The following is a 24431-nucleotide window of genomic DNA, read 5'->3' as shown; positions in this document are numbered from 1 at the left end:
GCCTTCGTCGCGAACGAGGCCCAACTCGACGGCGACCTAGGCCCAACTCAACATCTCAGACCTCGCGGAAGACGACGACCGTACGGCGGCCGAGGGCGATCCGGTCCCCGGCCTGGACGTGGGTGCCGACGGGGAGCCGGAAGTCGGTGGAGAGCACCACCTCGCCGGCGTGCACCCAGTCGTTCTCCGGCAGTGCGAGCCGGGCCGGCACCCAGTCGGAGTTGAACCAGAGCATGAAGGACTTGTCGACCTGCTGCTCGCCGCGCGGACCGGGGGAGCGGAGCGGGGCGCCCGAGACGAACATGCCGATCGTGCGCAGGTTGGGGTCGTGCCAGTCGTCGCCGGCCATCTCGCGGCCCGACGGGTGCAGCCAGGCCAGGTCCTTGGGGCCGCCGCGGATCGTGGGCCGGCCCTCGAACCAGTGCCGCTGCCGCAGCGCCGGGTGCTCGCGGCGCAGCCGCAGCGCGGTCTTCACGACCTCGTAGACGTCGAGCCACGCGTCGTCGGGCCGCCAGTCGATCCACGAGGTCTCGTTGTCCTGGGCGTAGGCGTTGTTGTTGCCGCGCTGGGTGCGGCCACGCTCGTCCCCGGCGGTGATCATGGGGACGCCGTTGGAGAGGCACAGCGTCGCCATGATGTTCGCCGCCTGCCGACGGCGCACGGAGACGAGCGCCGCCTCGTCGGACTCGCCCTCGTGCCCGAAGTTCCAGGACCGGTTGTTGTCGGTCCCGTCGCGGTTGCCCTCGCCGTTGGCCTCGTTGCGCTTCTGCTCGTAGGTCACCAGGTCGCGCGCCGTGAACCCGTCGTGCGCGGTCACCAGGTTGATCGAGGCGTACGGCGAGCGCCCGTCGTCGAGGTAGAGGTCGGAGGAGCCGGCCAGCCGGGTGGCGACGGTCCTGATCCCGCCGGACCGGTTGCGCCAGAAGTCACGGATCTCGTCGCGGTACTGGTCGTTCCACTCGACCCAGGGCGGCGGGAACTCGCCGACTCGGTAGCCGTCCATCGACGCGTCCCACGGCTCGGCGATCAGCTTGACGTGCCGCAGCACCGGATCCTGGCCGATCGCCATCAGCAGGTGGCTGCCCATGTCGACGCGGTGGTGCACCCGGGTGAGCGCCGACATCAGGTCGAAGCGGAAGCCGTCGACGTGCATCTCGGTGACCCAGTAGCGCAGCGAGTCGAGGATCAGCCGCAGCGCGAACGGGTTCGACGCGTTGACGGTGTTGCCGCACCCCGTCACGTCCCAGTAGGTGTCATCGAAGGACTCGCCCAGCGCGCCGTCGCCGACCCGGCAGTAGAAGCCGCGGTCGTCGAGCCCGCGGAAGGACAGCGTCGGCCCGTCGGCGCCCGCCTCGGCGGTGTGGTTGTAGACGACGTCGAGGATCACCTCGAGTCCGGCGTCGTGGAACGCCTTCACCATCGCCTTGAACTCCCTCACCTGCTGGCCGCGGTCGCCCGCAGAGGAGTACGCCGCGTGCGGGGCGAAGAACCCGATGGAGTTGTAGCCCCAGTAGTTCGTGAGGCCGCGCGCGGTCAGCGCGGGCTCGGACACGAACTGGTGGATGGGCAGCAGCTCGACCGCCGTGACGCCGAGGTCCTTGAGGTAGTCGACGACCGCGGGCGTCGCGAGCCCGGCGTACGTGCCGCGCAGGCGCTCGGGCACGCGGTCGTGGAGCGCGGTCATGCCCTTGACGTGCAGCTCGTAGATCACGGTGTCGCGCCAGCGGTAGCGCGGCGGCGCGTCGTCGCCCCAGTCGAAGCCGTCGTCGCCCACGACCACGCTCTTGGGCACGTACGGCGCGGAGTCGCGGTCGTCCATCGTGTCCGGGTCGTCGGGCGCGAAGCCGTAGGTGGCCGGGTCGGGCACGAAGTCACCCGACACCGCGCGGGCGAAGGGGTCGAGCAGCAGCTTGTTGACGTTGAAGCGCAGACCCTGGTCGGGGTCCCACGGGCCGCTGACCCGGAAGCCGTAGCGGGTGCCGGGCGAGACGTCGGGCAGCGCGCCGTGCCAGATGCCGAGCGTCTGCTCGGTCAGCCGGTGCCGCACCTCCTCGCCGTCCTCGTCGAAGACGCAGACCCACGCGGCGGTCGCGCGCGGCGCGTGCACCGCGAAGTTCGTCGAGTCCGCCGACCAGGTCGCGCCGAGCGGCCAGCTGCGCCCCGGCCACACCGGCGCGCGCTCGTCGCGGCTGCGCCACAGTCCAGGGGTCACCCGCGCCATTGTTCACGATGACGGCAGAATGCGCCGGAGACCGATGATGAGACGAGAGGCGTGGTGCGTGATGGGCGAGTTCGTGCGACTCGAGGTGGCCGACGGTGTCGGGACGATCCGGCTGGACCGTCCGAAGATGAACGCTCTCAACGTCCAGGTCCAGGAGGAGATCCGGGCTGCCGCCACCGAGGCGGCCGAGCGCGACGACGTCAAGGCGGTCGTCATCTACGGCGGCGAGCGGGTCTTCGCCGCCGGCGCGGACATCAAGGAGATGGCGGACATGTCCTACACCGACATGGTCAAGCGCTCCGGTGCCCTGCAGTCCTCGTTCACCGCCGTCGCCCGGATCCCCAAGCCCGTCGTCGCGGCCGTGACCGGCTACGCGCTCGGCGGCGGCTGCGAGCTCGCCCTGTGCGCGGACGTGCGGATCGCCGCCGACAACGCCACGCTCGGCCAGCCCGAGATCCTGCTCGGCGTCATCCCCGGCGCCGGCGGCACCCAGCGGCTGACGCGGCTGGTGGGCCCGAGCAGGGCGAAGGACCTGATCTTCACCGGCCGCTTCGTCAAGGCCGACGAGGCGCTCGCGATCGGCCTGGTCGACCGCGTCGTGCCCGCCGAGAGCGTGTACGACGAGGCGCTCGCCTGGGCGAAGCAGTTCGCCGGTGCGGCGTCGTACGCCCTGCGCGCGGCCAAGGAGGCGGTGGACCGGGGGAGCGAGGTCGACCTCGAGACCGGTCTGGAGATCGAGCGGCAGCAGTTCGCCGCGCTGTTCGCGACCGAGGACCGCACGATCGGCATGCAGTCGTTCGTGGAGAGCGGCCCCGGCAAGGCGCGTTTCGTCGGCCGCTGAACGGGGCAGAGCGGACATGTGGGTGCGACGGATGAGCAGAAGGTCGGGTTGCGGCGTGGAGAGCAGACCGTGAGCGCGGGTGCGACCAAGGCACTCCGGGTGCGGCTGGCCCAGCTGATCTGGCTCGCCGCGGTGGTGTGCGCGCTCTTCCTGGCTGTCGCAGCGCTGCTGGTCGCGCTGGACGCCAACCAGGACAACGCGCTGGTCTCCTTCGTGCTCGACGTCGCCGACGTCCTGGACCTCGGAGTGTTCGACCCCGGCAACGGCATCTTCACCTTCCGCGGGGGCGACGCGGCGACCAAGAACGCGCTCGCCAACTGGGGCCTCGCCGCGATCGCCTACCTGGTCGTCGGCCGGATCGCGGAGCGGATCGTCCGGCCCTGACACCTCGGTCGACCGTGACAGCGTCGCTGTGACGTATCCGACCCTGCGTCGAGTTTCCGCACGTCCTACGCGACGGTAGCCTCACGAGCACATCCGTGGATCGAACCCAGGAGGGGCCGTCCAGGCCACACCACCATGAACATTGTCGTCTGTGTGAAGTACGTCCCCGACGCCACTGCTGACCGGCAGTTCGAGTCGGACAACACCGTTGACCGCGTCGGCGTCGACGGGCTCCTGTCGGAGCTCGACGAGTACGCCGTGGAGCAGGCCCTCCAGCTGAAGGAGAAGGCCGGCGACGACACCGAGGTCACCGCGCTGTGCATCGGCCCGGAGAAGGCCGTCGACGCGGTGCGCAAGGCGCTGCAGATGGGCGTCGACAAGGGCGTCCACGTGAGCGACGAGGCGATCGCCGGCTCCGACTACGCCGCCACCTCGCTGGTGCTCGCGAAGGCGATCGAGAAGATCGGCCAGCCCGACGTCGTCATGTGCGGCATGGCCTCGACCGACGCCTCCGGCGGGGTCGTCCCGGCGATGCTGGCCGAGCGCCTCGGCCTGCCGCAGGTCACGCTCGCCGCGGTCGTCGAGACCCAGGGCGACCAGGTCCGCATCAAGCGCGACGGCGACACCGCCACCGAGGTCATCGGCGGCCAGATGCCGCTGGTCCTCTCCGTGACCGACCAGTCGGGTGAGGCCCGCTACCCGTCGTTCAAGGGCATCATGGCCGCGAAGAAGAAGCCGCTCGAGACCTGGTCGCTCAGCGACATCGGTGTCGACGCCGGCCAGGTCGGCCTCGACGCCGCGTGGACCGCGGTCGACGACACCACCGCCCGCCCGCCGCGCACCGCCGGCGAGATCGTCAAGGACGAGGACGGCTCGGGCGCCACGGCGCTGGTCGAGTTCCTCGCCTCGAAGAAGTTCATCTGAGGAGCGCCGACCCATGTCTGAAGTTCTCGTTCTCATCGACCACGTCGACGGCGCGGTCCGCAAGCCGACGTACGAGCTCCTCGCGATCGCCAAGCGCCTCGGCGAGCCCTCGGCCGTCTTCATCGGAGGTGCCGACAAGGCCGCCGAGGTCGCCGAGAAGGTCAAGGCCTACGGCGCCGAGAAGGTCTACGTCGTCGACGACGCGCAGATCAAGGGCTACCTGGTGGCCCCGAAGGCCGAGGTGCTGCAGCAGCTCGCCGAGAAGGCCCAGTCAAGCGGGGGCGTGGCCGCGATCCTGATCCCGTCCTCGGGCGAGGGCAAGGAGATCGGCGCCCGTCTGTCGATCAAGCTCGAGTCGGGCCTGATCACCGACGCCGTCGACGTCTCCGCCGAGGGGGTCGTGACCCAGAGCGTCTTCGCCGGCAACTTCACGCTGACCGGCAAGGTCACCAAGGGCACCCCGATCATCACGGTGAAGCCGAACTCGGCCGCCCCGGAGGAGGGCGCCGGCGCCGGCACCGTCGAGGAGTTCACCGCGACGATCTCCGACGCCGCGAAGAAGGCGCAGATCGTCGCCGCGCAGCCGCGCCAGGCGACCGGTCGTCCCGAGCTCACCGAGGCCGCGATCGTGGTCTCCGGTGGTCGTGGCACCGGGGGCAACTTCGAGCCCGTCGAGGGCCTGGCCGACGCGCTCGGCGCCGCGGTGGGTGCCTCGCGTGCCGCCGTCGACTCCGGCTGGAAGCCGCACACCTTCCAGGTCGGCCAGACCGGCAAGACCGTCTCGCCGCAGCTCTACGTCGCCAACGGCATCTCCGGCGCCATCCAGCACCGCGCCGGCATGCAGACCTCGAAGACCATCGTGGCCGTCAACAAGGACGAGGAGGCCCCGATCTTCGAGCTCGTCGACTTCGGCGTCGTGGGGGACCTCCACACCGTCCTCCCGGCCGCCACCGAGGAGATCAACAAGCGCAAGGGCTGAGCCCGCGGCGGCATCGACCGTCGAGCGACGTGGAACGGCCCCTGGGAGAGCATCCCGGGGGCCGTTCCGCGTCTCTCGACGGTTGGCCGTGTCCCTGGACCCGCCCGGCTCGTCATCCCCCTAGGCTGCCGGGGGTGAGGCGGACCCTGTGGCTGGCGCTGGTGCTCGGCGCGGCGGTCGGCGCCATCGCCGGCGTCTACCTCGAGGCGGTCCGCCTGACCCAGAAGCTGCTCTGGGACGGCACCGACCCGCGTCTCCTCCCCGGCGACGGGGCCTGGCAGGTCGTGGTGCTCTGCGCCGCCGGGGGCGTGGCCGTCGGCGCGATCCGGCTCCGCCACGACCGGGACACCCCCCACGACCTCGAGGACGCCCTGGCGGGCCTCGACGCCGTCGTCGACGAGGAGCGGAAGCCCCCGATCAAGGTCTCCTACCTCGCCCGCGCCGTCGTGCTGGGCGTGGTGTCGCTGGCCTTCGGCGCGTCGCTCGGCCCGGAGGCGCCGCTCGTCGTGCTGGCCACCGGGCTCGGCGACAGGGTCGCCCGGATCCTGCGCACCAGCCGCAGCGAGGCAGCGCTGATCTCGGCCTCGGGAGCGCTGTCCGGACTCTTCGGCGGACCGCTCGCGGCGATCGCGCTGCCGCTCGAGCGCGGCCGGGCCAGCGCGCAGAAGGTGCGCCTGATCGGCGCCTCCCTGGTCGCCGGCGTCGCCGGCCTCGTCACGATGCTGCTGGTCGTCCCGGCCAGCCACGGCCTCCGCTACGACCTGCCCGACCTCGAGACCGACAGCGCCCGCGAGCTGGTCGGCTCGATCGGGTGGGCCGCGCTCGGCGCGCTGCCCGCCGTGGTCGCCGGCCTGGCGCTGCTGATCGCCACCGAGCCGGTACGCCGGCTGGCGACCCGCCTGGCCCCCTCGACCCTGCCGCGGGCGGTCGCCGGGGGCGCGGTGCTCGGGCTGTGCGGCGTGGTCGACCCGCTGAGCCTCTTCTCCGGCGAGCACCAGGGTCAGGAACTGATCGACTCCGCGGGCGACCAGGCGCCGACGGCGTTCCTGCTCCTCGCGGTGGTCAAGCTCGTCGCGACGCTCGCCTGCCTGGGCACCGGGTGGTTCGGCGGCCAGATCTTCCCGACCGTCTTCGTCGGCATGGCCGCCGCGATGGTCCTGACCGAGGCGTGGTCGGCGGTCCCGCTGGGCGCCGCCGTGGCCGCCGGCGGCGCCGCGGCGGCGACCGCCGTGCTCCGCCGCCCGCTCGCCGTCGTGCTGATCCTGCTCTTCTTCTTCCCGTTCGGCGCGGTGCTGCCGCTGGCCGTCGGCGCGGCCGTCGCCGCCCTCGTCGTCAGCCTGCTCGGCGACCGGCTTCCGGAGCCCGAGGGCATCGGCGGGCAGCACTAGCCCGTCCCGCCGTACCCCTCGTCGCTGACGACCCCGACGGCCGGGACGGTGACGGTGCGGTGGGCGGGCGTGCCGCCGAGCTCGATCCGCCGCAGGGCCAGGTTGTTGCTCACGCTCGACTCGACGAGGTTCCCGTCCGGGTTGGCGCGGACCGCGATGTAGTAGACGCCGTTGGGCAGTCCGTCGACACGGAAGGACTGCCCGGCGCGGAACTGGGTGTAGGTGTCGCCCCAGCCGGCCGCCAGGACCTCGCGGATGCTCAACGAGGTCAGGTCGCCGCACGAGGTCGCGAGGTCGGTGTTGTCGGGCTTCCAGGCCGCGTCGGGGATCGTGAGGTCGACCGCGTCGGTGTTGGCGAGGCAGAAGGCCTCCTTCCTCGACACCGCGGCCTCGGTCCTGTTTCGCCGCAGCAGCGTGTAGCGCGCGAAGTCCTCGAAGTGCCAGTGCAGGTGCGAGGGCTTCGCGTCCCAGTGCAGGTGGCCGACCTGCTGGTAGCCCGTCTGGGTGCCGACGGCGTCGAAGAAGTACTGGTACGCCGCCATCTCGTCCCTGCCCCGCTCGCGGAACCCGTCGACGACCAGCGGGCTGGTCCCGGCGTTCCACACGGTCGCGGAGAAGCGCAGGTGCGTGCCGTTCCGCGACAGCGAGATGCCCCACGCCGGCAGCGGGCGCAGGTCGGGCACCGGGCCGTCGACGCGGCCTGCTGGCCCGGACGGGGCGTGCGCGGCGGACCGCTCGGCGTCCGGCGACGTGTCCTCCGACGGCGGCTCCTCCTCGACCGGCTCCGCCTTGACGACCAGGCGGACGGTCCGGGTCGCCTGCGCTGCGCTGAGCCCGAAGAGCGTCGCGTAGCGCGGCGCGACCTCGGCCCGGACCCGGTAGCGCCCCGGCGCAAGGCGCAGCGGACGCTCGGAGCCCAGGACGAGCGTCGCCCAGCCGGCCTGGACCCCCTGCACCGAGCCGAGGCTGAAGGGGTTGCTCCAGCAGCCGGAGGGATACGGCGAGGTCGCCGCCGCCGCGGGGTCGACCCGCTCGGACCATCCGCTGAGGCAGGCCTTCCGGTGCAGGGTCACGGGCTCGCCGCGGGCCGGCGTGATCGTCAGCCGCACGAAGTCCTGCAGGCCGGAGAAGTTCCGCATCGCGCCGGCCGGCAGCGCCACGTCGCCTGCCGGGCTGCGCCAGACGGTCCGGATCGGCTCGGCGTACGACGTGCGCTGCGACCAGAGCTCGAGTGGGGCGCCCGTGGCGACCACCCGCAGGCCGAGGTCGGTCCAGACCCGGCCGCGGTAGCCGTAGGTCTCGACCGCCCTGGGCGCCCACAGCCGGAACGGTGCGGCCGTGGCGGCCCGGTGCGCGGTGTCCGGCGCGCCGGCATCGGCGGGCAGCGCGGCGAGCGCGGGCGCCGCCAGGGCGAGCAGCGAGAGGAGCACGAGCGAGCGCCGACCGGACATGGCGGAGGTCCCTTCCTGGACGGGCCCGACGGGCCTCTTCGACCGTAGGACGCGCGCAACCCGGGCAGAGGTTGCCGCGCAGCAAGACGGCGCACGTTGCTGGACGTCGCGCGAACTACTCTCGGCGCTATGACCTCCCAGCAGGACGTGCTCGCCGTCGCCGAGCGGGCCCGCGCCGCCAGCCACGGCCTCGCGGTCGCCACCCGCGCGCAGAAGGACGCGGCCCTGCACACGATGGCCGACGCGCTGCTCGCGCACGAGGGGAAGATCCTCGCCGCGAACGCCGAGGACGTCGAGCGGGCCGAGGCGAGCGGGACGCCCGCCAACGTCGTCGACCGGCTCCGGCTGACCCCCGACCGGCTGGCCGCCATGGCCGACGGCCTGCGTGACGTGGCGGGCCTGCCCGACCCGGTCGGCGAGGTCGTGCGCGGCAGCACCCTGGCCAACGGGCTCGAGCTGCGTCAGGTGCGGGTGCCCTTCGGCGTGGTCGGGATGATCTACGAGGCCCGGCCCAACGTCACCGCGGACGCCGCCGGCATCTGCCTGAAGTCCGGCAACGCCGTGCTGCTGCGCGGCAGCTCCAGCGCCCGCTCGAGCAACGCCGCGATCGTGGCCGCACTCCGCGCCGCGGTCGCCGAGGCCGGGCTGGAGCCCGACGTCGTGCAGCTGGTGCCGGGCGACACCCACGACAGCGTCAAGGCGCTGATGCGGGCCCGCGGCCACGTCGACGTGCTGATCCCTCGCGGGGGAGCAGGCCTGATCCAGTCGGTCGTGGACGAGTCGACGGTGCCGGTGATCGAGACCGGGGTCGGCAACTGCCACGTCTACGTCGACCGCGCCGCCGACCTCGACAAGGCGCTCGCGATCGTGCTCAACGCCAAGACCCAGCGCACCAGCGTCTGCAACGCCGCCGAGTCGCTGCTCGTGCACGCCGAGGTCGCCGACGCCTTCGTGCCGCGGGTCGTCGCCGCGCTGCAGGACGCCGGGGTCACGATCCACGGCGACGCGGCGTTCCAGGCCCACGACGGCGTCGTGGCGGCCACCGACGACGACCACGCGACCGAGTACCTCTCCCTCGACATCTCCGCGGCCGTCGTACCCGACCTCGAGGCGGCGATCGCCCACATCCGGCGCTTCTCCAGCCAGCACACCGAGGCGATCGTCACCGAGGACGTCGCCGCCGCGCGCCGCTTCACCGCCGCCGTCGACTCGGCCGCCGTGCTCGTCAACGCGTCCACGCGCTTCACCGACGGCGGCGAGTTCGGGTTCGGCGCGGAGATCGGGATCAGCACCCAGAAGCTGCACGCGCGCGGGCCGATGGGGCTGCCGGAGATGACGTCGACCAAGTACGTCGTCACCGGCGACGGCCACGTCCGGTGAGTTGGGTAGGGTGGGCCCATGCAGAACCTGTACGCCGCAGCCGTCGAGGAGCCCCACATCTGGTCGGGCGCCAACCCGTGGGTCGTCGGTGGCATCGTGCTGACGATCCTCCTCGCCCTCCTGGTCGCCCTCCTCATGTTCGGCGCGGGCCGCGAGCACAGCTGATCCCGCGGCCGCGACGGTGACCGAGCAGGGGTCGCGGGTGCGCCGGGTCGGTGTCATGGGCGGCACCTTCGACCCGATCCACCACGGCCACCTCGTCGCCGCGTCCGAGGTGCAGGCGTGGTTCGACCTCGACGAGGTCGTCTTCGTGCCGACCGGCGACCCGTGGCAGAAGTCGGACCGGGAGGTCAGCGCCGCCGAGCACCGCTACCTGATGACGGTGATCGCCACCGCCTCCAACCCGCGCTTCCGGGTCTCCCGGGTCGACATCGACCGCGGCGGCCCGACGTACACGATCGACACGCTGCGCGACCTGAAGGCGCAGCTGCCCGACACCGAGCTCTACTTCATCACCGGTGCCGACGCGCTGGCCGACATCTTCACCTGGCGCGACGCGGAGGAGCTCTTCACGCTCGCCCGGTTCGTCGGGGTCACGCGGCCCGGCTACACCCTCGACAACGACGCGCTCGGCAAGATCCCCGGCGAGCGGGTCACGTTGATCGAGATCCCCGCGCTGGCGATCTCCTCGACCGACTGCCGGGCGCGCACCGAGCGCGGCGAGCCGGTCTGGTACCTCGTGCCGGACGGCGTCGTGCAGTACATCGCCAAGCACCAGCTCTACCCACCCAAGAAGGACTGTGCATGACCGCCACTGAGCACGCCCTCGCGCTCGTCGAGGCCGCCGCCCGCGCGGCGTCCGACAAGCTCGCCCAGCAGATCGTCGCCTTCGACGTGAGCGAGCAGCTCGCGATCACCGACGCCTTCGTCCTCGCCTCGGCCACCAACGACCGCCAGGTCAAGGCGATCGTCGACGAGATCGAGGACAAGCTGCGCGAGATCGGCGCCAAGCCGCTGCGGCGGGAGGGGGAGCGCGACGGCCGCTGGGTGCTCATCGACTACGGCGACGTCGTCGTGCACGTCCAGCACGAGGAGGAGCGTCAGTTCTACGCCCTCGAGCGGCTCTGGCGCGACTGCCCGACGATCGCGTTGCCCGCCGACGTCGTCTCGCATGAGCGCTGACGCGCGCCGCCTCGTCCTGCTCCGGCACGGCCGCACCGCCTGGAACGCCGAGCGCCGGATCCAGGGGCAGCTCGACCCGGAGCTCGACGACACCGGGCACGCGCAGGCAGCGGCCGTGGCGCCGCTGCTGACCGCGCTCGGACCGGCCCTGCTGTGGTCCTCCGACAGCGCCCGCGCGCGCCAGACCGCGGCGTACCTCGCCAAGGAGAGCGGCCTCGAGCCGGCGTACGACGCCCGGCTGCGGGAGTACTACCTCGCCGACTGGCAGGGCCTCGGCCACGCCGAGCTCGTCGAGCGGGAGCCGGAGCTGTTCGCCCGGTTCCGCACCGGTGACTTCGACGTCGTACCCGGTGGCGAGAACGCCGTCGACGTCGCGGCGCGGATGGTCGCCGTGCTCGGCGAGCTGCTCGATGCGCTCGCACCGGGCGAGCTCGGCGTCGCGGTCTCCCACGGCGCCGCGATCCGCGACGTGATCCCGACACTGCTCGGCTGGCCGGTCGCCGAGCGGGCCGCGCTGCACTCGCTCGACAACTGCGGGTGGGTCGAGCTGGAGCAGCCCGCCCCCGGCGCCCCGCTCCGGCTGCGGGCCTACAACCGCGTCGCACCGCTCTGACCGCCCGCTCCGCCGGGATACCCACAGACGTAGTGGTCGTTCCGACGGGCTCGGAGCAGCCAGTACGTCGCTGGCTATCCCGGCGGGCCGGTCTGGCCGACCCCGATTTCGCATCGGGCCAGGAGGTTGGCTAGTATTCCGCGAGTTGTCACCCGCACGGGGAACAGCGATTGGGGCTGTGGCGCAGCTGGTAGCGCACCTGCATGGCATGCAGGGGGTCAGGGGTTCGAGTCCCCTCAGCTCCACCGACGAGAAGGCCGGTCCACGCGGACCGGCCTTCTCGCATCTCCAGAGCGTGGCCGCGGCTCAGCGGGTCAGCACCTCGGCGTTCGGGTCGCGGTCGACGAGCACCGGCTGCGGCGCGCGGGCCCCGGCGCGGGCGCGGCCGACGAGCAGCACCGCGCCGGCGCCGACGAGCAGGCCGAGCACGAGCCACCGCCACCCGGCGAGCGACCACCGGGCCGTCTCGGTCACCACCCGCGCCTCGGCGGGCGGGTCGGGTGCGGTCACGGCGGCGACCGCGGCGGCGCTGTGGGGGATCATCAGCTCGTCGACCAGGGCGAGGAGCGCGTTCCCCTCGGTGACGCGGCTCCACGTCGCACCGTCGGTGACCACGACCGGCCCGTCGGCGGCGTCGGGGTAGAGCTGCTGGGTCCGCCAGGGCGACACGTCGTGGGCCATCCAGGTCAGGTTGAGGCTGCGGGAGCCGAGGTCGGACGGCGCGCGGTCGAGCGGCTTCGCGCCGGTGACGATCCGGTCGAGCGCCCCGTAGGCGGGCTCGGAGGAGTAGAGCGCGGTCGCGCTCCCGGACCCGGGATCGGTGATCAGCACGCTGGTGGGGCCGCCCGCGCGGACCGGCGAGGCGAGGGCGAGGGTGGTGCTCGCGACGAGCACGACGAGGGCGAGGAGTCTGCGCATGCCCCGTCTACACCGCCGCGACGCGGCGGGTTCCGTCACTCCAGCGACGCGGCGATCTCCACCGCGCGCACCAGGTCCAGGTCCTCGCCCTCGATGCGGACGGTCACCGCGCCGACGGGCACCACGAGCGTCTGGCCGGCGAGCCGGGGCGCGTGGGTCTCCTGCGCGCCGCCCTCCGGCACCACGACCACCTCGTGCGGGACGGGGAACCAGATCGCGTCCCGGCCGTCGACGTCGACGTGCTGCGCGACCGGGGAGGACTTCCAGAAGTACGGATCGAGGCCCGCGGCGAACTCGTCGATGCGGACCGTCCCGTCCGCGGTCGTCCAGCTCATCGACACCAGGTCGCCGCCGTCGCTCACACCGACTCCGTCCGGCGGTCCGAGCTCGGCCGGCACCAGCGGGTCGAACGCCGCCCCCTCGAGAGAGGCGCCCGGCTCCGAGGGCACGGCGGGGGTGCCGCCCGGGACGGTGTCGTCCTCGCGGACCATCACCCCGTGGAAGTCGAACCACTCGACGACCCGGGCGCCGACCGGCGAGGCAGCGAGCCCGGCGAGCAGCACGGCGACCGCCACGGCGACGACCCAGCGCACCCGGCCGCGCGCGGGCGGCGGCACCGCCACCCGCGCCAGCACCGCGCCGGCCAGCGCTGGCCCGGGCTCGGGGACCCTGAGGTCACCGGCGAGGGCGCGCAGGTCCTGCTCGAGGGTGTCAGACACGGTCGGCCTCCCGTCCTGGGGTGACGAGGTCGGCCCGGAGCCGGGCCAGGCCACGGTTGAGGCGGGACTTCACCGTCCCGCGCGGGAGGCCGAGCGTCGTCGCGGTCTCGGCCTCGTCGAGCTCGAGCAGGTAGCGGCAGGTCACCACGGTGCGGAGCCGGTCCGGGAGGCCGGCCACGGCCGCGAGCAGCTGCTCCTTGCGCTCGCGGTCGGCGACCTCGTCGGCCGGGTCGAGGAGCGCGGGCGGCAGGAAGTCGGCCCGCTCGCGCGCCCCACGGCGTACGGCGGAGCGGTGGTGGTTGCGCGTCTCGTTGGCCACGATCCGCAGCAGCCACGGGCGGAAGGCGGCGCCGTCGCGGTAGCGCCCCAGCGACCGGTAGGCCTTCACGAATGCCTCCTGCACGACGTCCTCGGCATCGGCGCCCGCACCCAGCAGGGCGGCGGTGCGCACGGCCATCGGGGCGTGACTGTTGACGAGCTCGGCGTACGCGTCGAGGTCTCCCGACCGCACCCGAGCGACCAGGCTGCCGTCGTCGGTGATGGTCGCTCCGTCCTGTCGTCCCGCGATCGTTCTACACCGCCGGGGCCGCTAGGGTTCCGTCCCGATCGGGGAAACTCTTCACCGCGCGTTTTCTTGACTCGTTCAAGAAAACGCGCCAGGGTGGTCCGCATGACCACCTCGGGCTCGGAGCAGCTGCTGCGCGGCGCCGGGCTGCGCGTGACCCGGCCCCGGACCGCCGTGCTGGACGCGGTCCACGCGTTCCCGCACGCCGACACCGAGTCGATCATCGGCGCCGTGCGCCGGGGCCTGCCCGAGGTCTCGCACCAGGCCGTCTACGACTCGCTCGCCGCCCTCACCGAGGCGGGGCTGGTGCGCCGCATCCAGCCCTCCGGCTCGGTCGCGCGCTACGAGTCGCGGATCAACGACAACCACCACCACGTGGTCTGCCGCACCTGCGGCGCGATCGCCGACGTCGACTGCGCCGTCGGCCACGCGCCCTGCCTGACCGCCTCCGACGACTCCGGCTTCCGGATCGACGAGGCCGAGGTCATCTACTGGGGCCAGTGCCCCGCCTGTTCCACAGCGTCAGCTCAGCAGTGATCAACCCCCCGTTGGAAGGAAGCGCGAGACACATGACCGACAGCAACCAGAGCGACCCCCAGGGCGTGGAGCGCAAGGCCGAAGGCGGGTGCCCTGTGATGCACGAGGGCTCTGCCGCTGCGCAGGGCAGCGAGAGCGAGAACCCGGCGATCGACTCGCCGACGCCGAAGACGGGCGGCCGCCCCCACACCAACAAGGACTGGTGGCCCAACATGCTGGACCTGTCGGTCCTGCACGCCCACTCGCCGGCCGGCAATCCGCTCGGCGCGGACTTCAGCTACTCCGAGGAGTTCAAGAAGCTCGACCTCGCCGAGCTGCGCCGCGACATCGTCGAGGTGCTCAACACCTCGCAGGACTGGTGGCCGGCCGACTTCGGCCACTACGGCGGCCTCTTCATCCGGATGAGCTGGCACGCCGCCGGCACCTACCGCATCTACGACGGCCGCGGCGGCGCGGGCGACGGCGGCCAGCGCTTCGCCCCGCTCAACAGCTGGCCCGACAACGCCAACCTCGACAAGGCCCGGCGCCTGCTCTGGCCGGTCAAGCAGAAGCACGGGCAGAAGGTCTCGTGGGCCGACCTGCTCGTCTACGCGGGCAACGTCGCGCTCGAGGACATGGGCTTCTCGACGTTCGGCTTCGGGTTCGGCCGCGAGGACGTGTGGGAGCCGGAGGAGATCTTCTGGGGTCCGGAGGACAGCTGGCTCGGCGACGAGCGGTACGCCGACGAGCGGACGCTCGAGGAGAGCCTCGGTGCCGTCCAGATGGGTCTGATCTACGTCAACCCGGAGGGCCCCAACGGCAACCCGGACCCGCTGGCCTCGGCCCGCGACATCCGCGAGACGTTCGCCCGGATGGCGATGAACGACGAGGAGACCGTCGCGCTGATCGCCGGCGGCCACACCTTCGGCAAGACCCACGGCGCCGGTGACGCCGACCTCGTCGGCCCCGAGCCGGAGGCCGCGCCGCTGGAGGCCCAGGGCCTCGGCTGGAAGAGCGAGTACGCCTCGGGCAAGGGCGCCGACGCGATCACGTCGGGCCTGGAGGTCACCTGGACCACCACGCCGACCCGGTGGAGCAACGACTTCTTCAAGATCCTGTTCGGCTACGAGTGGGAGCTCACGAAGAGCCCGGCCGGCGCGCACCAGTGGGTCGCGAAGGACGCCGAGGACATCATCCCCGGCCCGACGGCGGACTCGCCCAAGCGCAAGCCGACGATGCTGACCAGCGACCTCGCGCTCCGCTTCGACCCGGCGTACGAGAAGATCTCGCGGCGGTTCCTGGAGAACCCCAACGAGTTCGCGCTGGCCTTCGCCAAGGCCTGGTACAAGCTCCTGCACCGCGACATGGGACCGGTCGACCGCTACCTCGGCCCCTGGGTCCCGGAGCCGCAGCTGTGGCAGGACCCGGTGCCGGCCCACGAGGGTGAGCTGATCGGGGACGCCGACGTCGCCACGCTCAAGGCGAAGGTCCTCGAGTCGGGGCTGACCGTCTCCCAGCTGGTCTCGACCGCGTGGGCCTCGGCCTCGAGCTTCCGCTCGACCGACAAGCGCGGCGGCGCCAACGGTGCCCGGATCCGACTCGAGCCGCAGCGCGGCTGGGAGGTCAACCAGCCCGAGCAGCTCGCCACCGTCCTCGAGACCCTCGAGAGCGTCCGGGCCGACTTCAACGCCGCGGGCGGCGCGCAGGTCTCGCTGGCCGACCTCATCGTGCTGGCCGGGTCCGCGGCCGTCGAGAAGGCCGCCCGGGACGGCGGCGTCGAGGTCACGGTGCCGTTCCACGCGGGGCGCACCGACGCCACCCAGGACCAGACCGACGCCGACACCTTCACCGTGCTCGAGCCGCGCGCCGACGGGTTCCGCAACTACCTGCGGGCCGGCGAGAAGCTCCAGCCCGAGGTCCTGCTGGTCGACCGTGCCTACATGCTCGACCTGAGCGCGCCCGAGATGACCGTCCTCGTCGGCGGCCTCCGGTCCCTGGGCGCCAACGTCGGCGGTGCCCAGCACGGCGTGCTCACCGACCGGCCGGGCACCCTCACCAACGACTTCTTCGCCAACCTGCTGTCGCCCGGCACGCAGTGGAAGGCCGCGGAGTCGGGGGAGAACGTCTACGAGATCCGCGACGTCGCCACCGGCGACCTCCGGTGGACGGCCACCCCGGTCGACCTGATCTTCGGCTCGAACTCGCAGCTGCGGGCGCTCTCCGAGGTCTACGCGAGCGAGGACGCGCGCGAGAAGTTCGTCCGCGACTTCGTCGCCGCCTGGGTCAAGGTCATGGAGCTGGACCGCTTCGACCTCGCCTGACCGATCGCACCACCCCTGCACACGGGGAGCCCGCGCCGCCCGGCACGGGCTCTTCGTGCATTTCGGGTGAGGTCCAACCCGTTCGGGTGGGGTCTCATGGAGGTCACGGACTCGCGAGAGGGGTGCGGTGACGAGCGAGGGAGCGCGCGGAGGGACGCCCGCGGACGGCATGGCGCTGCTCGCCGCCCAGTCCCGGTCGGCCCGCTCGGCGATCTTCCAGTCCAAGCTGCGCCCGGCCGTCAACCCGGCGTACCTGGTGGAGCGCCCGCGCCTGCACGCCCTGCTCGACCAGGCGGTGGCCGCGCCGCTGACGCTCGTGGTGGCGCCGGCCGGGTCCGGCAAGACCTCCCTGCTGCGCAGCTGGGCGGCGGCCTCCGAGCTGCCGCACGCCTGGCTCTCGCTCGACGAGACCGACCGTGACCCCGTGCAGCTCTGGCGCGGCGTGCTGGCCGCGCTCGAGGGCGTCGCCCCGGGCTGCGCGGCCGGCTGCGCCGACCTGCTGCGGCTGCCGGGCGGGCTGCATGAGGCGGTCGGGGTGCTGCTCGACGACCTCGAGAGCCGCGCGGCCGGCGACGCGGTGCTCGTGCTCGACGACCTCCAGCTGGTCGACGAGGAGGAGTCGGTCGCGACGTCGCTGGCGCTCTTCGTCCAGCACCTCCCGTCGTGGCTGCACGTCGTCATCGCCAGCCGCCGGGCGCCGCGGCTGCCCGTGCACCGGCTGCGGGCGCGCGGCCAGATGGGGGAGGTGCACTTCGCCGAGCTCCGCTTCTCCTACGCCGAGGCCTCGACGATGCTCTCCCGCCTCGTGCCCACGCTCGCCCCGGAGCTCCTCGACGAGGTCGCGGCCCGGGCAGGCGGCTGGGCGGCCAGCATCCAGCTCGCGGCCCTCGCGGCGCGCTCGTCGCACGCCCAGGGCGACCTCTTCGTGCCGAGCCACGACGGGGACCACCACTACCTCGAGGACTACGTCTGGCAGGAGATCCTCCCCTCCGAGCCGCCGGGGCTGGTCGACCTCCTGCTCGCCACCTCGGTGGTCGACCGGATCGACCCTGGGCTCGCCCAGATCCTCGCGTCGCGGCCGGACGCGGTCGACCAGCTCGCGCGGGCGGAGGCGCGCGGGCTGTTCCTCACCCGCATCGAGCCCTCCGGCGCGTTCGAGATGCACGCGCTGGTCCGCGAGGTGCTGCGGTCGCTGGTCGCGAAGCGGTCGCCGGAGCGGCTCACCCAGCTGCACGGCTGGGCCGCCGGCTGGCACGAGGCGCACGGCCAGTCGGTCTCGGCGCTCGAGCACTGGCTGCGCGCGGGCCGACCGCGCGAGGCGCTGCGGCTGCTCGCCGCCGAGGTGGCCGCGCTCTCCGACGGAGGCCACGAGAGCACGATCGTGCGCACGCTGGCCGCGATCCCCGAGAGCGTCGCCTCCGGGGACCTCGACGCGACCGTCGAGCTGGCCTGGTGCCACCTGCTCGTGGACCGGCGCCGCTTCCTGGAGATGGTGGACTTCCTCGGCGCCTGGGCCGGCGACGGCGCGCAGATCGACGGCACCCGCTCGGCGCGCCTGGCGGTGCTGGAGTCGATCGCCGCGACCCTCCGCGGCAGCTGGAACGACGGGGCCGGCCTCGCCCGAGCCGCCCTCGACACGTTGGGCGACGCCTGGTGGCTGGACCCGCTCGGTCGCAGCGCGTGGAGCCTGGTCGCCCGCGACCTCGCCCTCGACGAGCAGTGGGACGAGTCCAGCCGCACCACCCGCACGGCCGTCGCCGCGCTCACGGTGACGCCCGAGCAGCGGCTCGCGCTCGAGGGCATCCGCGCCCTGGGTGACGCCCTCGCCGGCCGACCCGTCGACGCGCTGCGCATCGTCGCCGGCGCGCGGGGCGCCTGCGAGGTCGACAACCTGGCGGTGCTGCGCACGGAGCTCTCGCTGGCCGAGGCGGCCGCGCACCGAGAGCTCGGCGACCTCGGCGCGGCCCAGCCGCTCCTGCTGGAGCTGGTCGAGGACGAGACCGAGACCACGCCGTACGCCCGGCTGCTGGCGTGCCTGGAGCTGACCTACGCCCGGATCGACAGTGACGACCTCGACGGTGCCCGCGAGGCGTTCGGCCGGGCCGCCGAGATCGTCGAGACCGACGTCTCCGGCGCCGGCTCACGGGCGTGGCTGAGCCGGGCCGGCGCCGGCCTCGCGCTCGCGTCGGGCGAGGTCGAGGAGGCCCGGTGGTGGGCCGCCCAGGTGGAGGACGGCTTCTGGGGTCCGGTGTGTCGGGCCCGGGTGCTGCTGGCGACCGGCGAGACCGGCCTGGCCGGCGACACGCTCAAGACCGCGGAGCCGCGGTCGGTGCGGCACCGGGTGCTGCTCGACGCGCTCTCGTCGCGCACCACCGGCGACCAGGCGGAGGCGGAGCGGCTCCTGCTGGAGGCGGTCCGGCAGGCCGCCGCCCAGGACCTGGTGCAGACGCTCGCCTCGGAGGGGCCCGACCTGGTCGAGGCGGTCGAGCGGCTCGCGTGGCGCGCCCCGGGCTCCTGGCTGGCGAGGTTGCGGCGCGCCGCCGTCCCGGGAGCCGTGGGCGCGACCGCCGCGGCGGTCGCGCCGCTGGAGCCGCTCACCGAGCGCGAGCTCGAGGTGCTGCGGCTGCTGCCCAGCCGGCTGACGCTGCGCGAGATCGCCGACGAGCTCTTCATCTCGATCAACACGCTGAAGTTCCACCTCAAGGTCATCTACCGGAAGCTCGGCGTCGCCTCGCGGGCGGAGGCGGCGGAGACCGCGCGGGCGCTGACCAGCCTGCGCCGGACGGCTCAGGCCTCGAGCACCCGGCGTCGCTGAACCTCGTACTGGTCGAGCGAGAGCAGCCCCCGCTCGACGAGGTGGGCGAGCTTGCGCACCTGAGCGACCTGGTCGACCAGCGGCGCGGCGCCGGTCCGGCGCGCGGTCCCGAGCGGGCTGCGGTCCAGGAGGTCGGTCCGCCCGGGCTCGTCGAGGGCGGCGAGCACCCGGTCACGCCCGACTCGCTCGCCCGCGGTGAGCCGGCCCCCCGAGCGGCGGGCGGCGGAGGACAGGGCGGAGGCCCAGCAGTCCTCGACGAGCAGCAGCAGGGCCGCGTCGCCGGGTGCGAGCGTCACGGCGGCGAGCTCGACGTCGTGGCGGCTGAGCAGCACGCCGCCGTCGGCGAGCGCGGCGAGAGCGGCGAGCGGCGGCGCGTCCTCGAGCCGCACGACCCGGACGCCCGCCTCGTCGTCGGCCCGGACCAGCCCCACCACGTCGACCAGCCGGATCACGCCGCCGGTCACGAGCTCCGCGGCGGCGGCGGCGACCTGGTCGAGGCCCGAGACCGACGGCGCGGACACCAGGACGTACTCGAGCAGGTCGAGGTCCGGTGTGTCCGTGAGCCGCAACGCGTCCGACATGTCATCACCCCGGCCCTGATCATCGCCGCGCGGCGGGTGGCCCGGCACCACCCCGCAAGGGGTGAGCGATCAGTGCAGCGCGACCTTGAGCGCCACGACCAGCAGGCCCAGCCCGAGGCCGGCGGCCGCGCTGCCGATCCGGCCGCGGAGGTCCAGTCCGCCCCGCAGGCCGGCGATGTAGCTGTAGCCGACCAGCAGCAGGATGCAGATCCACAGCGCGATCCAGGCGGCGGTCCGGAGCTCCGCACCGACCAGCGTGGCGGCGACCAGCGCGGCGATCGGGGCGGCCGACGCGCCCAGGATCGGCCACGTCTCACCCATCGCGTGCTGGAGCGCCGCGCGGGGGTGGTGGGCGTGGGTGAGCGCGCTCCCGATCGTCTCGGCGTGCAGGTGGGCGAGCCAGTAGACGGCGACCGTGGCGAAGACCGTGAGGCACAGCCGGATCAACGACCCGGTGTCGTCGCCGGCGTACGCCAGCACCGCCGCGGAGACGACGGTGCCCGTGATCGTGCCCTCGCCCCCCGCGAACAGCCCGAAGGGGTCCGCGCGGGTGTGCTCAGGCACCGCCGAACGTCTCCAGCAGGGTCGCTCGCTCCGCCTCGGTGAGGTTGGTGCTGATCAGGGTGCTGTCGCGGCCGTGGAAGCGCTCGCCGAGACGATCGAGGTCCGCGGAGTCGGTGACCAGGAAGAGCGCGGAGGTGCCAGGCACGACCTCGGTCCGGATCCGCTCGAGGTCGGCCTTGGTGATCCCGGTGCCGTCGGTGGCCTTCGCCAGCGCGCCGATGCCGGCACCCAGAGCGAGGCCCGCGACGGGGATCGCGAACAGCGCACCCCCGAGGATGCCCCAGAGCGCACCCCAGGCGGCGCCGCGCTTGGGGCTGTCGTGCTTGTGCTCGAGGGTGGGCTTGTCGGCGCGCTCCGGCCAGCTGACGATCGCGTGGTCGACGATCGTCACCAGACCCTCGCCGGCCGCGGCCTTGAGTGAGGACTCCGCCCGGGCGGCGCCGTCTGCATCCTCGAACTTCCACACCGTGAAGGTCGTCATCGGTTCTCCTTGTCGAGTGCGGCCACGAGCGCGGCCAGGGCTGTGCGGGTCTTGGTCTCCTGCGGGGCGCTGAGGTCGACGCCGTGCTCGGCGAGGAAGACCTTGGTCTCCGCGGCGAGCTGGAACGCCCGGATCGGCTCGGCCTTCGTCGACAGCTCGAGGATCCGCGAGCCGTCGGGCAGGAACCACAGCTCGGCGACCATCCGGTGCGCGAAGCCGTCGGGCTCGAACTTCGCCTTCAGCAGCGTGAGCGGTCCCAGCACCTCCAGGTCGGCGAGCTCGACCCCGTCGGGGAGCCGGTCCGCGACCAGGCCGCGCTGCTCGTCGGTGAGCGCCTCCGCGAGCGGCGCCTGCCCGCTGAGCAGCGCCTTGACCTTGCGGTCGGCGACTTCGGCGGTGAGCGAGCACGAGCAGGTGAATCCGGCCGGCGACGCGTCGACCTCCACCTTGAAGCCGTCCTCGTCGCGCAGGTCCTCGGGCGCGTCCGCCGGCAGCATCGGGCGGAGCTTGACCGTCACGTCGGCCGGCTTGCGCTGGGTCCGCCGGGCGCGCAGGACCAGGCCCGCGTCGGACAGCCGCAGGTCGCGCGTGTCGACGAACGCGACCTGGCGGATCTCGGCGTCGAGCGAGTCGATCCCCAGCGCGCTGAGCACCCGGCCGTGGTCGGCGCCCGGCACCGTCAGCTTGAGCTCGACCGCGTCGACGTCGGGGATCACCCGCAGCAGCGCGCCGAGCTGCTCCGCGTCGTACGTCGGCAGCGTGGTCATGCCGCCGCCTCGGGCGCGGCGCGACGGACGAAGAACTTCACGATCTCCTCGGTCACGATGATCGAGGCCGCGATGCCGAGGCAGATGCACCACTGGTTGAAGGTCAGCGAGGTCGTGTCGAAGATCCGCTGGAGGATGTCGAGGCCCGTGATCGCGATGATCGCGACCACGGCGAGGCCGTAGCGGCGCAGCTGGAGGACGCCCGGGAAGCTGTCGCGGTCGAAGACCGTGTTGACCTGGTCGCGCGAGAGCAGTGCGGCGAAGAGGTGGAAGAGCGAGAGCGTGGTGAGCAGCATGGTCGAGGCCAGGATCGCGTCGCCCTCGTGGTCGCCGATCTGGTACGCCGCGAGCGCGCCGATCGTCATGACGGCGCCCTGCCCGCAGAGGCGGAACCAGTTGTTGCGCGACAGCACGGGTGCCCCGACCGGTCGTGGCGGCCGCCTCATCAGCCCCTTGGCGGCGTCGTCGAACCCGAGCGCGACCGCCAGCGGGATGTCGACGACCATGTTGAGCCAGAGGATCTGCATCGGGTTCAGCGGCGAGCCCGCGGCGATGTCGAGGAGGCCGGCCACGACGAAGATCGCGATGTAGGCGACCAGCGTCGACATCTGGAAGCGCAGGTACTTCAGCAGGTTGTCGTAGAGCGTCCGTCCGTAGGAGACCGCGCTGACGATCGTCGCGAAGTTGTCGTCGGTCAGGATCATGACCGCGGCCTCCTTGGAGACCTCGGTGCCGGTGATGCCCATCGCGACGCCGATGTCGGCGGTCTTGAGGGCGGGCGCGTCGTTGACGCCGTCGCCCGTCATCGCGACGACGTTGTCCTTCTCCTTGAGGATCCGCACCAGGCGCACCTTGTCCTCGGGGGCCACCCGCGCGATGACGCCGATGTGGTCGATCTCGTCGATCAGCTGCTCGTCGCTCATCGCCGCGAACTCGGTGCCAGTGAGCGCCCGCCCCTCGATGCCGAGCTCGCCGGCGATCGCGGCGGCCGTCGTGGCGTGGTCGCCGGTGATCATCCGGACCCGGATCCCGGCCTCGCGGCACTCTGCGATCGCGGCCTTGGCCTCGGGCCGCGGCGGGTCGACGATCCCGACCATGGCCAGCAGGGTCAGCTCCTGGACCAGGCCGATCAGCTCGTCGCCGGCGGGGAGCGTCCCGGGCTGGAAGTCGCGCTGCGCGACCACCATGACCCGCTCGCCTGCGTTGGCGATCTGGTCGTTGGCCTGGAGCGCGAGGTGCCGGTTGTCGTCGGTGATCGGCTGCAGCACGCCCTCGGGGGTGCGGTACGTCGTGGCGCGCGCGATCAGCACGTCGGGAGCGCCCTTGACGTAGCACCGCACGACCGGCCGGCCGTCGTCCCCGGTCATCTCGTGGAACGTCGCCATGAACTTGTAGTCGGAGTCGAACGGCACCTCGGCGACACGGGGGAGCGCGGCCCGGGTCTCCGCGATGTCGAGGCCGCCCTTCGCGCCCAGCACGATCAGCGCGCCCTCGGTCGGGTCGCCGATCAGTGCCTCGCCGTCGAGCACCGCGTCGGCGCACAGCACCATGGGCAGCAGGTAGGGGTCGAGGTCGACCTGCTGCCCGCCGACGTGGTTGATGTCGCCGGTCGTCCCGTAGCCCTCCCCGGTCACCGTGAACCGGTTGTGCCCCGGGATCACCAGCTCGCGGGCGGTCATCTTGTTGAGCGTCAGCGTGCCGGTCTTGTCCGAGCAGATCGCCGACGTGGACCCGAGCGTCTCGACCGCCGGGAGTCGCTTGACGATCGCGTTCCGGTTCGCGATCTCCCGGGTGCCCATCGAGAGCAGCGCCGTGACGACCGCGGGCAGCCCGGTCGGGATGGCCGCGACCGCCAGGGCGACACCGGTGATGAAGAGCGTGTCGAAGGACTCGCCCTGCGCGAGCCCCAGCAGCACGACGAGCACCAGCGCGATCGCGGCGATCGTCGCGATGATCTTCGACAGCGAGTCGAGCTGCTTCTGGAGCGGTGTCTTGCTGGTCTCGGTGTTGGCGAGCATGTCGGCGATGTGGCCGATCTCGGTGCCCATGCCGGTCGACGTCACGACCATCTCGCCACGGCCACGGGTGACCGAGGTGTTCATGTAGGCCATGCAGATGCGGTCGCCGAGCGGGACGTCGGTGCCCGCCACCGGCTCGGCCGTCTTGCCGACCGGGAGGCTCTCGCCGGTGAGCGCGGCCTCCTCGATCTCGAGCGTCGCGGCGAGCGAGATCCGGCCGTCGGCGGGGACCCGGTTGCCGGCCTCCATCAGCACCACGTCGCCCGGCACCAGCTCCGAGGCGTCGATCTCGACGGCCTGACCGTCGCGGCGTACCCGCGCGATGGTCTTCATCATCTGCGAGAGCGCCTTGACGCTCTCCTCGGCCTTGGACTCCTGCCGGAGCCCGATCAGCGCGTTGAAGACCGTCAGGCCGGCGAGGACGACGGTGGTGGGGGTGTCCTGGGTGACGATCTGGTTGACGACCGCGGCCCCCAGCAGGATCAGCTGCATGAAGTCCTCGTACTGGCGCAGGAACGCGCGCCAGGCCGGCTCCTTCGCCGCGCCGGTCAGCACGTTGGCGCCGTACGACGCGAGGCGCGACCGCGCCTCGTCGGCGCTCAACCCCCGGGCCGGGTCCACCCCGAGACCGGTGGCCACCTGCTCCGCGGTGGCCGAGACGGGATCGACCGGTGCCGCTGCTGCCGTCGTGGTCATGCCTGATCGTCGGCAACGCACGGGTGGTCGCGCCTCACCCCGGGCGGGGTGGGGCCGAACCACCCGCGCGCGTGTGAGCGTGGATCGGCACTCGACCAACCACGAAC

At 72.9% G+C, this 24431-nt stretch carries 23 protein-coding genes and 1 tRNA gene; 14 read left to right on the top strand and 10 right to left on the bottom strand.

Annotated elements, in window-relative coordinates; all coding sequences use genetic code 11:
• Positions 1-55: 55 nt before the first annotated feature.
• Positions 56-2221 carry a glycogen debranching protein GlgX gene (gene glgX, locus HZF07_RS22760; protein ID WP_157339835.1) on the bottom strand — a complete coding sequence of 722 codons (2166 nt, stop codon included), beginning with the start codon at positions 2219-2221 and terminating at the stop codon, positions 56-58.
• Positions 2222-2282: 61 nt separating this feature from the next.
• Here glgX and HZF07_RS22755 point away from each other — a divergent pair, with 61 nt between their 5' ends.
• The 5 genes from HZF07_RS22755 to HZF07_RS22735 all read left to right on the top strand — a co-directional run bounded on the left by HZF07_RS22755 (position 2283) and on the right by HZF07_RS22735 (position 6737).
• The gene (locus tag HZF07_RS22755) at positions 2283-3062 is read left to right on the top strand and encodes an enoyl-CoA hydratase/isomerase family protein (RefSeq protein ID WP_157339953.1); all 780 of its coding nucleotides are present in this window, start codon (positions 2283-2285) and stop codon (positions 3060-3062) included.
• Positions 3063-3131: 69 nt separating this feature from the next.
• Positions 3132-3446 carry a hypothetical protein gene (locus HZF07_RS22750; RefSeq protein WP_181645615.1) on the top strand — a complete coding sequence of 105 codons (315 nt, stop codon included), beginning with the start codon at positions 3132-3134 and terminating at the stop codon, positions 3444-3446.
• A 153-nt stretch (positions 3447-3599) separates the two neighbouring features.
• Positions 3600-4370 (top strand): electron transfer flavoprotein subunit beta/FixA family protein, encoded by a 771-nt coding sequence (locus HZF07_RS22745; protein WP_309504943.1) that lies wholly within the window; start codon positions 3600-3602, stop codon positions 4368-4370.
• Positions 4371-4383: 13 nt separating this feature from the next.
• On the top strand, positions 4384-5349 hold the full coding sequence (locus HZF07_RS22740) for an electron transfer flavoprotein subunit alpha/FixB family protein (RefSeq protein ID WP_157339833.1): 966 nt from the start codon (positions 4384-4386) through the stop codon (positions 5347-5349).
• Positions 5350-5483: 134 nt separating this feature from the next.
• Positions 5484-6737 carry a chloride channel protein gene (locus tag HZF07_RS22735; RefSeq protein WP_157339832.1) on the top strand — a complete coding sequence of 418 codons (1254 nt, stop codon included), beginning with the start codon at positions 5484-5486 and terminating at the stop codon, positions 6735-6737.
• Here HZF07_RS22735 and HZF07_RS22730 read toward each other — a convergent pair.
• The gene (locus tag HZF07_RS22730; protein ID WP_157339831.1) at positions 6734-8188 is read right to left on the bottom strand and encodes a lysyl oxidase family protein; all 1455 of its coding nucleotides are present in this window, start codon (positions 8186-8188) and stop codon (positions 6734-6736) included. The genes HZF07_RS22735 and HZF07_RS22730 overlap by 4 nt on opposite strands.
• A gap of 129 nt (positions 8189-8317) precedes the next feature.
• On the opposite strand from HZF07_RS22730, the gene HZF07_RS22725 reads away from it, so the two are divergent.
• From HZF07_RS22725 to HZF07_RS22700, 6 genes are all read left to right on the top strand, one after another.
• Positions 8318-9568, top strand: a complete 1251-nt coding sequence (locus HZF07_RS22725; protein ID WP_157339830.1) for a glutamate-5-semialdehyde dehydrogenase — start codon at positions 8318-8320, stop codon at positions 9566-9568.
• A gap of 18 nt (positions 9569-9586) precedes the next feature.
• Complete coding sequence (locus HZF07_RS22720; protein WP_181645614.1) at positions 9587-9733, top strand: hypothetical protein; 147 nt, start codon at positions 9587-9589, stop codon at positions 9731-9733.
• A gap of 37 nt (positions 9734-9770) precedes the next feature.
• Positions 9771-10376: a nicotinate-nucleotide adenylyltransferase gene (gene nadD / locus HZF07_RS22715; protein WP_309504942.1), complete on the top strand. Its 606-nt coding sequence runs from the start codon at positions 9771-9773 to the stop codon at positions 10374-10376.
• The gene (gene rsfS / locus HZF07_RS22710) at positions 10373-10750 is read left to right on the top strand and encodes a ribosome silencing factor (RefSeq protein ID WP_157339829.1); all 378 of its coding nucleotides are present in this window, start codon (positions 10373-10375) and stop codon (positions 10748-10750) included. Before nadD ends, rsfS begins: the two co-directional genes overlap by 4 nt.
• Positions 10740-11363, top strand: coding sequence for a histidine phosphatase family protein (locus HZF07_RS22705; protein ID WP_157339828.1), 624 nt, complete (start codon positions 10740-10742; stop codon positions 11361-11363). The genes rsfS and HZF07_RS22705 overlap by 11 nt, the downstream gene beginning before the upstream one ends.
• A gap of 172 nt (positions 11364-11535) precedes the next feature.
• Positions 11536-11608, top strand: a tRNA-Ala gene (locus tag HZF07_RS22700).
• A 61-nt stretch (positions 11609-11669) separates the two neighbouring features.
• Here the strand turns inward: HZF07_RS22700 and HZF07_RS22695 are convergent.
• From HZF07_RS22695 to HZF07_RS22685, 3 genes are read right to left on the bottom strand one after another with little or no spacing between them, the layout of a single operon-like run.
• Positions 11670-12281, bottom strand: coding sequence for a hypothetical protein (locus HZF07_RS22695; RefSeq protein ID WP_157339827.1), 612 nt, complete (start codon positions 12279-12281; stop codon positions 11670-11672).
• Between the two features lie 35 nt (positions 12282-12316).
• Positions 12317-13000: a hypothetical protein gene (locus HZF07_RS22690; RefSeq protein ID WP_157339826.1), complete on the bottom strand. Its 684-nt coding sequence runs from the start codon at positions 12998-13000 to the stop codon at positions 12317-12319.
• Positions 12993-13511 (bottom strand): RNA polymerase sigma factor, encoded by a 519-nt coding sequence (locus tag HZF07_RS22685; protein ID WP_309504941.1) that lies wholly within the window; start codon positions 13509-13511, stop codon positions 12993-12995. Before HZF07_RS22685 ends, HZF07_RS22690 begins: the two co-directional genes overlap by 8 nt.
• 159 nt (positions 13512-13670) lie before the next feature.
• Between HZF07_RS22685 and HZF07_RS22680 the strand changes: the two genes are divergently transcribed.
• The 3 genes from HZF07_RS22680 (at position 13671) to HZF07_RS24645 (ending at position 19217) form a co-directional block, all read left to right on the top strand.
• A complete protein-coding gene (locus tag HZF07_RS22680; RefSeq protein ID WP_157339825.1) occupies positions 13671-14102 on the top strand; it encodes a Fur family transcriptional regulator in 432 nt (143 codons plus the stop codon).
• A 32-nt stretch (positions 14103-14134) separates the two neighbouring features.
• A complete protein-coding gene (gene katG / locus HZF07_RS22675; RefSeq protein ID WP_157339824.1) occupies positions 14135-16402 on the top strand; it encodes a catalase/peroxidase HPI in 2268 nt (755 codons plus the stop codon).
• 127 nt (positions 16403-16529) lie between these two features.
• A complete protein-coding gene (locus tag HZF07_RS24645; RefSeq protein ID WP_157339823.1) occupies positions 16530-19217 on the top strand; it encodes a LuxR C-terminal-related transcriptional regulator in 2688 nt (895 codons plus the stop codon).
• On the opposite strand, the gene HZF07_RS22665 is transcribed toward HZF07_RS24645, so the two are convergent.
• The 5 genes from HZF07_RS22665 to HZF07_RS22645 all read right to left on the bottom strand — a co-directional run bounded on the left by HZF07_RS22665 (position 19190) and on the right by HZF07_RS22645 (position 24324).
• Positions 19190-19798: a DUF6325 family protein gene (locus tag HZF07_RS22665; protein WP_157339822.1), complete on the bottom strand. Its 609-nt coding sequence runs from the start codon at positions 19796-19798 to the stop codon at positions 19190-19192. The two genes, HZF07_RS24645 and HZF07_RS22665, sit on opposite strands and share 28 nt — an antisense overlap.
• A gap of 69 nt (positions 19799-19867) precedes the next feature.
• Entirely contained in the window at positions 19868-20362 is a 495-nt protein-coding gene (locus HZF07_RS22660; protein WP_157339821.1) for a hypothetical protein, read from the bottom strand.
• Positions 20355-20843, bottom strand: coding sequence for a DUF1269 domain-containing protein (locus HZF07_RS22655; RefSeq protein WP_157339820.1), 489 nt, complete (start codon positions 20841-20843; stop codon positions 20355-20357). Before HZF07_RS22655 ends, HZF07_RS22660 begins: the two co-directional genes overlap by 8 nt.
• Entirely contained in the window at positions 20840-21610 is a 771-nt protein-coding gene (locus HZF07_RS22650; RefSeq protein WP_157339819.1) for an adenylate cyclase, read from the bottom strand. The genes HZF07_RS22655 and HZF07_RS22650 overlap by 4 nt, the downstream gene beginning before the upstream one ends.
• Positions 21607-24324, bottom strand: a complete 2718-nt coding sequence (locus tag HZF07_RS22645; protein WP_157339818.1) for a cation-translocating P-type ATPase — start codon at positions 24322-24324, stop codon at positions 21607-21609. The genes HZF07_RS22650 and HZF07_RS22645 overlap by 4 nt, the downstream gene beginning before the upstream one ends.
• Positions 24325-24431: the final 107 nt, after the last annotated feature.

This window comes from Nocardioides agri (genome assembly GCF_013778305.1).
Classification (GTDB): Bacteria; Actinomycetota; Actinomycetes; order Propionibacteriales; family Nocardioidaceae; genus Nocardioides; species Nocardioides agri.
The sequence above is the reverse complement of the archived record's forward strand: the minus strand, read 5'-3'. Positions and strand labels throughout refer to the sequence as shown.

What these genes read in the sequence shown, in the direction of transcription:
- glgX (WP_157339835.1), bottom strand. Translation starts at nt 2,221, where the DNA reads ATGGCGCGGGTGACCCCTGGACTGTGGCGCAGCCGCGACGAGCGCGCG.
- HZF07_RS22755 (WP_157339953.1), top strand. Translation starts at nt 2,283, where the DNA reads ATGGGCGAGTTCGTGCGACTCGAGGTGGCCGACGGTGTCGGGACGATC.
- HZF07_RS22740 (WP_157339833.1), top strand. Translation starts at nt 4,384, where the DNA reads ATGTCTGAAGTTCTCGTTCTCATCGACCACGTCGACGGCGCGGTCCGC.
- HZF07_RS22730 (WP_157339831.1), bottom strand. Translation starts at nt 8,188, where the DNA reads ATGTCCGGTCGGCGCTCGCTCGTGCTCCTCTCGCTGCTCGCCCTGGCG.
- HZF07_RS22725 (WP_157339830.1), top strand. Translation starts at nt 8,318, where the DNA reads ATGACCTCCCAGCAGGACGTGCTCGCCGTCGCCGAGCGGGCCCGCGCC.
- HZF07_RS22720 (WP_181645614.1), top strand. Translation starts at nt 9,587, where the DNA reads ATGCAGAACCTGTACGCCGCAGCCGTCGAGGAGCCCCACATCTGGTCG.
- rsfS (WP_157339829.1), top strand. Translation starts at nt 10,373, where the DNA reads ATGACCGCCACTGAGCACGCCCTCGCGCTCGTCGAGGCCGCCGCCCGC.
- HZF07_RS22705 (WP_157339828.1), top strand. Translation starts at nt 10,740, where the DNA reads ATGAGCGCTGACGCGCGCCGCCTCGTCCTGCTCCGGCACGGCCGCACC.
- HZF07_RS22695 (WP_157339827.1), bottom strand. Translation starts at nt 12,281, where the DNA reads ATGCGCAGACTCCTCGCCCTCGTCGTGCTCGTCGCGAGCACCACCCTC.
- HZF07_RS22680 (WP_157339825.1), top strand. Translation starts at nt 13,671, where the DNA reads ATGACCACCTCGGGCTCGGAGCAGCTGCTGCGCGGCGCCGGGCTGCGC.
- katG (WP_157339824.1), top strand. Translation starts at nt 14,135, where the DNA reads ATGACCGACAGCAACCAGAGCGACCCCCAGGGCGTGGAGCGCAAGGCC.
- HZF07_RS22665 (WP_157339822.1), bottom strand. Translation starts at nt 19,798, where the DNA reads ATGTCGGACGCGTTGCGGCTCACGGACACACCGGACCTCGACCTGCTC.
- HZF07_RS22655 (WP_157339820.1), bottom strand. Translation starts at nt 20,843, where the DNA reads ATGACGACCTTCACGGTGTGGAAGTTCGAGGATGCAGACGGCGCCGCC.
- HZF07_RS22650 (WP_157339819.1), bottom strand. Translation starts at nt 21,610, where the DNA reads ATGACCACGCTGCCGACGTACGACGCGGAGCAGCTCGGCGCGCTGCTG.
- HZF07_RS22645 (WP_157339818.1), bottom strand. Translation starts at nt 24,324, where the DNA reads ATGACCACGACGGCAGCAGCGGCACCGGTCGATCCCGTCTCGGCCACC.